At 30.9% G+C, this 6,231-nt stretch carries 7 protein-coding genes; 2 read left to right on the top strand and 5 right to left on the bottom strand.

Annotation, left to right across the window (positions count from 1 at the left end):
* Nucleotides 1-92 precede the first annotated feature (92 nt).
* Entirely contained in the window at nucleotides 93-902 is an 810-nt protein-coding gene (gene kdsA, locus B4E95_RS03890) for a 3-deoxy-8-phosphooctulonate synthase (RefSeq protein WP_115001635.1), read from the bottom strand.
* A 328-nt stretch (nucleotides 903-1,230) separates the two neighbouring features.
* Between kdsA and B4E95_RS03900 the strand changes: the two genes are divergently transcribed.
* Nucleotides 1,231-2,349 carry a glycosyltransferase gene (locus B4E95_RS03900; protein WP_291090066.1) on the top strand — a complete coding sequence of 373 codons (1,119 nt, stop codon included), beginning with the start codon at nucleotides 1,231-1,233 and terminating at the stop codon, nucleotides 2,347-2,349.
* A gap of 13 nt (nucleotides 2,350-2,362) precedes the next feature.
* Here the strand turns inward: B4E95_RS03900 and B4E95_RS03905 are convergent, their stop codons facing one another.
* The 4 genes from B4E95_RS03905 to rpmH form a co-directional block, all read right to left on the bottom strand.
* On the bottom strand, nucleotides 2,363-3,184 hold the full coding sequence (locus B4E95_RS03905) for a 2OG-Fe(II) oxygenase (RefSeq protein WP_291090069.1): 822 nt from the start codon (nucleotides 3,182-3,184) through the stop codon (nucleotides 2,363-2,365).
* A gap of 10 nt (nucleotides 3,185-3,194) precedes the next feature.
* Nucleotides 3,195-4,277: a glycosyltransferase gene (locus tag B4E95_RS03910; protein ID WP_291090072.1), complete on the bottom strand. Its 1,083-nt coding sequence runs from the start codon at nucleotides 4,275-4,277 to the stop codon at nucleotides 3,195-3,197.
* Nucleotides 4,278-4,390: 113 nt separating this feature from the next.
* The gene (locus tag B4E95_RS03915; protein WP_280049844.1) at nucleotides 4,391-5,083 is read right to left on the bottom strand and encodes a cell division ATP-binding protein FtsE; all 693 of its coding nucleotides are present in this window, start codon (nucleotides 5,081-5,083) and stop codon (nucleotides 4,391-4,393) included.
* Between the two features lie 83 nt (nucleotides 5,084-5,166).
* Entirely contained in the window at nucleotides 5,167-5,325 is a 159-nt protein-coding gene (rpmH, locus tag B4E95_RS03920) for a 50S ribosomal protein L34 (protein WP_019974979.1), read from the bottom strand.
* 364 nt (nucleotides 5,326-5,689) lie between these two features.
* Here rpmH and B4E95_RS03925 point away from each other — a divergent pair.
* A partial coding sequence (locus tag B4E95_RS03925) for a DNA gyrase subunit A (protein WP_291090074.1) occupies nucleotides 5,690-6,231 on the top strand: 542 nt, incomplete at its 3' end.

Consider the following 6,231-nt stretch of genomic DNA (forward strand, 5'->3'; position numbering starts at 1 on the left):
TCTGAATTAAATTATCCATTATCTAAAAAAATTAAAAATACTTAATCAACTTGACTAAGTATTATTTAATAAATTTTCTTTAAAAATTATTTTTATAGAATTGCCTGACGAACTCTAACTAATTTAGTTAATAAGTCTTCTAACAAATCTAATTGTAACATGTTTGCACCGTCACTTTTTGCATTTTTAGGATCTGGATGCGTTTCGATAAAAATACCATCAGCACCAACAGCAATTCCAGCTTTAGCAATCGTTTCGATTAATTCTGGCTTTCCTCCTGTTACACCTGAAGCCTGATTTGGTTGTTGTAAAGAATGTGTGATATCTAAAATAACTGGTGCATAATTTTGCATCACAGGAATTCCACGATAATCTACCACTAAATCTCCGTAACCTAACATAGTTCCACGCTCGATAATTGCTACATTATTATTACCAGAATCTGTTACTTTTTCTACAGGAAATTTCATCGCTTCTGGCGAAAGAAATTGACCTTTTTTCAACGTAACATGTTTTCCAGTTTGTGCAGCTGCAACCACTAAATCGGTTTGACGAACCAAGAAAGCAGGAATTTGTAACACATCTACATAAGCCGCTGCCATTTCTGCATGAAAAGGTTCATGGATATCTGTAGTTGTTGGAACATCAAAAGTTTCTCCAACTTTTTGAATAATTTTCAATGCTTTTTCATCTCCAATTCCTGTAAAACTATCAATACGAGAACGATTTGCTTTTTTGAAAGATCCTTTAAAAACATAAGGAATCTCTAATTTATCAGTAATTGTTACTACTTTTTCAGCAATTCTCAAAGCCATATCTTCACTTTCGATGGCACATGGACCAGCAAGTAAAAAGAAGTTTGGCGAATCTTTGTGTTTTATCTTTGATAAAGTTTCTATCATTGTGCAAATTTACACAAAGTTATCGACTTATTTTTCATAATTTTGCCTATACTTTATCATTCTTATTTATCGTTTTATGGATTTTTTATCTAACATTGGTATAGCTGATATTTTTGGCTATCTTGCTTCAGTCTTTATTGTACTAGCATTCTTTTTTTCGAAGATTACAATTATCCGCATTATCAATGCAATTGGTTGTGTATGTTTTGTAATTTATGCTGCTATGATCGAGGCTTGGCCAGTCCTTATTCCAAATGCGATTTTATTTTTAGTTCAGGCGTATTATATCGTCTTCAAACCTGGAAAATAATCTTAAAAAACCATAAAATTGAAAATCCTATCTGCTGTACTAAATAATATTGAAACTGATCAAAGATTAGATAAAGTTTGCCATTCTTTGTTAAAATTTGGATACGATATAGAATTGATTGGCGCGACTATAAACGGTAGACCGAAATTGAATAAGCCGTACAAGACATTTTTGATAGAACAAAAGAATCAATCAACAATGAAAAAGTATGCAGAGTTCAATTACAAATTGTTTTTCACTTTGCTTAAAAAAGCGGATAAACAGACTATTTTATTAGCGAATGATTTGGATAGTTTACTTCCTTTTTATTTGGTTAGTAAAATCAAAAAAATTCCTTTAGTTTTTGATAGTCACGAAATTTATTCAGAATTACCATCATTACACAATCGTCCTAAAACAAAAAAAGTTTGGAAAACTTTAGAACGTTCTCTTGTTCCAAAAATCAAATATTTTTATACAGTAAGTGATGGATATGCCAATTGGTTTCGCAAGGAATATGGTGCTAATCCGGCTGTGATTAGAAATGTTCCCAACCGAACAAAACTTAACGATAAACAAGATTTAATTTTCTTTCGCTTACCCGAAAATCCAACAAACGATAAAATATTATTGTATCAAGGCGCAATTAACATGAGTCGAGGAATTGACAGAATGATTAAAGCTTTCAAATACATTGATAATTGTCAATTTTGGATTGCTGGCGAAGGGCCTAAAAAAACTGAATACGAACAATTGGTAAGAGATTTAAATTTAACTAATCGCATTCATTTTTTAGGAAATATTCCCCCAAAAACTTTAAAAACTATAACACCTTTAGCTGATGTAGGAATGAGTATGGAAGAAGATTTAGGATTAAGCTATCGCTACGCTCTACCGAATAAATTATTTGACTTTATTCAAGCTAGAGTACCAATTTTAGCAACAAATTTACCTGAAATCAAAAAAATGGTCGAAGAGTATAAAGTTGGAAAAGTGATTGACAACCACTATCCAAAACATTTGGCTGAAAAACTACAAGAAATCTTAGACGAAGGAAAAAGAAGTTACCAAGAAAATCTTGCAAATGCTGCAAACGAACTTTGTTGGGAAAATGAAGAATTGAAATTGAAGGAGATTTTTGAAAAAATAAAAAAGTAGATTGAATTTTAATCTACTTTTCTTCTTTTTTATAAATATGTGGATTTTCCACTACTCCTTTTTTAAATACTTTTCTAACGCCCATTCTTAGTGCGTTATCAACTTGTAAAACTTGATCCAAAACCTTTTGCTCTGGACGACCTCTAAATGAAGTCACATGAAAAGAATCTGTTTCTCTTAATGGTTCTTTAGAAAAATAATAATTTGAAACACATTTTCTAAAACCTTCAAACTTTATTGGAGAAACCGAATGCAAAGAATCATTATGCGTTGCCATTACCGCTAATCGATTGAATTTACTAAAAATCGTAATTTGATCATTTTTCAATCCATTTGGCCAAACTTCTAAATTACCACCATATTCTTCTTTCCAGTCTGGCGTTACATAATACAATAAATTCAACACACGCCACAATTCTCTTTTCGCATCGTGAGAATTATCCAGATGAGGCTGCAAAAATTGACAATTTCCCATCATAGACAAACCTCCAGCATACAAAGATGAATCTGGAATAGGTTGTTTTATTTCGCAAATCTCAGCAATCAAATTTACGATTCTCTCATCTTGAAAAGCATAAATAATTTCCTCTAAAATAGGATGATATTGATTCATTTGAACTGCAATATATTTATCTTCTTTCAAACTTTTTTTCAACACCATTTCTTTTTCTTGTGGAAAAACTTGATTTATCTCCAAAACTGATTCTTCTGGTAATAGATCATCAACCCAAAAATAACCGATCTTATCTTTGCTACTATTATATTGTTGACTTATTTTTTCCTTTTGATCGATTAATCGTTGTAAAATTATATCTGCGAATTGATTTCTGTTCATAATCATAAAGTTAATTAAAAATTTGTTTCAAAATAATTTCGGCATTCAATTTATCATTCAAATCATATTCAAGCGTATCAATATATTCTTTTGACCCTAAAAAAGGTTGATTTTTTAAATGATTAATAGCTTTTATCAGCTCTGATTTATTCGAAACTTGAACACAAAGTCCACTAATTTTCTCATCATCTATCACATTTTCATTTATTATCGAAAAACGACTATTAAATAATGCATTTATCACTTTTAGTTTTGTTCCAGATTCCTGAAAAGACCAGGCTATATTAAGATGTGCTTTTTCGAAAAGATTTTTTAAATGATCAAAATCTTTCAATTTAACAAATTGTATATGTGGATGATTTTTAATTTTTGCTTTTACCCAATCCTCTCTGCATCCTGACGCAATAACGAAAGAATAATCAATTTCTTTAAAAACTTCTATCAAGAAATCGACTGCTTTACAATTGTCCGAAGCTCTCAAATCTCCATGATATAAAGCAAATTCTCCTTTTTCACTTAATGATTGAAAAGTTTCATTTCCATGAAAAACAGGTACAAATTTTCCTTTATTATATTTTTCTTGAATATAATTTTGTTCAAATTTAGAAAGTGTAAAAACTTCATCAAACTGGTGGATAATATTTTCGTATTGGATATATTTTTTTGCCTCAATATAAAACAATGCTTTTTTCACTAGATTCTTTTCGCTTTCAGCCAATCCGGAAAAATAATTTTGCTCAATATTATGTAGTCTCAAATATTTAGAATAACCTTCAAGAGTATATTTATTCAAAATAAATGTTGTTTTTAGACTTTCAAAAAAAATAGGAGCTTTCAACGATTTAATTCGTTCATACAATAATTCGCTATCCCTCGATCTTACTGAAATAGGATATTTCTGAAAAATATAAAAAGGCTTTTGATGTATTGGATAAAAATAAACTTCTTTAGCATATTTTCTTAAAACATCGCTTTCTATTTCATTAAACCCAAACAGATGTAAATGAATCTCAACCCCAAGTTGATGAAATGCTTTCAATTTATAAAAAACATCTATAACACCTCCATAATTGGGAGGAAATGGAACATCCATACTTATAAAATGAAGCTTATTACCTTGATACATTAGTCAGTTAATTATTTAACAAAAAAAAGAGTCTACAACTAAGTAAACTCTTTCTTTAAAATTATATTGTGTAATTTATCTTATTCTGATATCGCTTCCGCAACTTCAAATAATCTTCCGTCTTCACAACGCACTTTACGCGCAGGATAGCGACGAATAATTTCATAATCGTGTGTAGCCATCAAAACTGCACAATTATTATCTTTCGATACCGACAACAATAAATCCATAATATCATTTGACGTTTCAGGATCTAAATTTCCTGTAGGCTCATCTGCTAAAATTAATTCAGGATGATTTAATAAAGCACGAGCTATAGAAACACGCTGTTGTTCTCCTCCAGAAAGACGAAACGGCATCATTTTCTTTTTTGACAACATCCCTACCGAATCTAAAACCTCATCAATACGTTTATCGATTGTAGCCTTATCTTTCCAACCTGTTGCTTTCAAAACGAACGTTAAATTTTGCTCAACAGTACGATCTGTTAACAATTGGAAATCCTGGAAAACAATTCCTAAATGTCTTCTAAGATCAGGAATTTTACTTGTTTTCAATGATTTCAAATCCATTCCAACTACATAACCTTGTCCCGATTGAAGTGGTAAATCACCATAAAGCACTTTCAACAAACTACTTTTTCCACTTCCTGTTTTTCCGATAAGGTAGACAAATTCTCCTTCATTAAGTGTAAAATTAACGTCAGATAATACTAAATGATTTCTTTGATATATAGATGATTGACTTAACTCAATTACATTTTTAGCTTCCATACTTTTCTACAGTCTTTAAAACAAATGTAAAAAAAAAGCTTGAAAGAACGACCTTCAAGCTTATTTTTTATGAATTGTAGCGATTATCTTTTAGCTCTTACTTCACTAACAGTTAATGCTTTTCTTCCTTTCTTTCTACGAGCAGCTAATACTTTGCGCCCGTTTTTAGAAGCCATACGCTCACGGAATCCGTGTTTGTTTCTTTTTTTTCTGTTACTTGGTTGAAATGTTCTTTTACTCATCTTTACTAAGTTTCTAATCCATTACTCGAATGGGTTGCAAATATACAGTTATTATTATTAATTCAAAAATCAAATTGATAGAAAATTACAAAAAAGCTGAATTAATAGTAAACCGCGTTCCGTTCTACACTTTGTAATTTTCGAAGTGCAAATATAAAAACATTTTTTTGTTAAGCAAGAGAAAATTAAAACAATAACAATTAAAACTTATCAACAATATCATTTACGAGGATAAAACAAAGCTATTTTTAGAAGGATTAGAAAAGTTTCCTTAAAACTTTCATAAAACATCAAATATCTTGTTTTTATCAATCTTTTTTTAGCTTAAAATTCGTATATTAGCCACCTTATATAACAAAACAATATGACTGAAGGAGAAAGACTAATCCCAATTAACATTGAGGATGAAATGAAATCCGCTTACATCGATTATTCGATGTCGGTAATCGTATCTCGTGCGCTTCCGGATGTGCGTGATGGCTTAAAACCTGTACACCGTAGAGTATTATTCGGAATGTATGAATTAGGTGTTTTTTCTAATCGTTCTTACAAAAAGTCGGCACGTATTGTAGGGGAAGTTTTAGGTAAATTTCACCCACATGGCGACAGTTCTGTTTACGACACAATGGTACGTATGGCGCAACCTTGGTCTTTGCGTTACTTATTAGTTGACGGACAAGGTAACTACGGTTCTGTAGATGGTGACCCACCTGCTGCAATGCGTTATACTGAAGCAAGACTTCAAAAAATTTCAGACGAATTATTAGCTGATTTAGATAAAGAGACAGTTGACTTTCAACTAAACTTTGACGATACTATCCAAGAACCTACTGTATTACCTACTCGTGTTCCAAACTTATTAGTAAATGGTGCATCTGGTATTGCGGTTGGTATGGCAACAAATAT

The organism is Empedobacter sp. UBA7494 (assembly GCF_002478465.1).
Classification (GTDB): domain Bacteria; phylum Bacteroidota; class Bacteroidia; order Flavobacteriales; family Weeksellaceae; genus Empedobacter; species Empedobacter falsenii_B.

What these genes read in the sequence shown, in the direction of transcription:
- kdsA (WP_115001635.1), bottom strand. Translation starts at nt 902, where the DNA reads ATGATAGAAACTTTATCAAAGATAAAACACAAAGATTCGCCAAACTTC.
- B4E95_RS03905 (WP_291090069.1), bottom strand. Translation starts at nt 3,184, where the DNA reads ATGAACAGAAATCAATTCGCAGATATAATTTTACAACGATTAATCGAT.
- B4E95_RS03910 (WP_291090072.1), bottom strand. Translation starts at nt 4,277, where the DNA reads ATGGATGTTCCATTTCCTCCCAATTATGGAGGTGTTATAGATGTTTTT.
- B4E95_RS03915 (WP_280049844.1), bottom strand. Translation starts at nt 5,083, where the DNA reads ATGGAAGCTAAAAATGTAATTGAGTTAAGTCAATCATCTATATATCAA.
- rpmH (WP_019974979.1), bottom strand. Translation starts at nt 5,325, where the DNA reads ATGAGTAAAAGAACATTTCAACCAAGTAACAGAAAAAAAAGAAACAAA.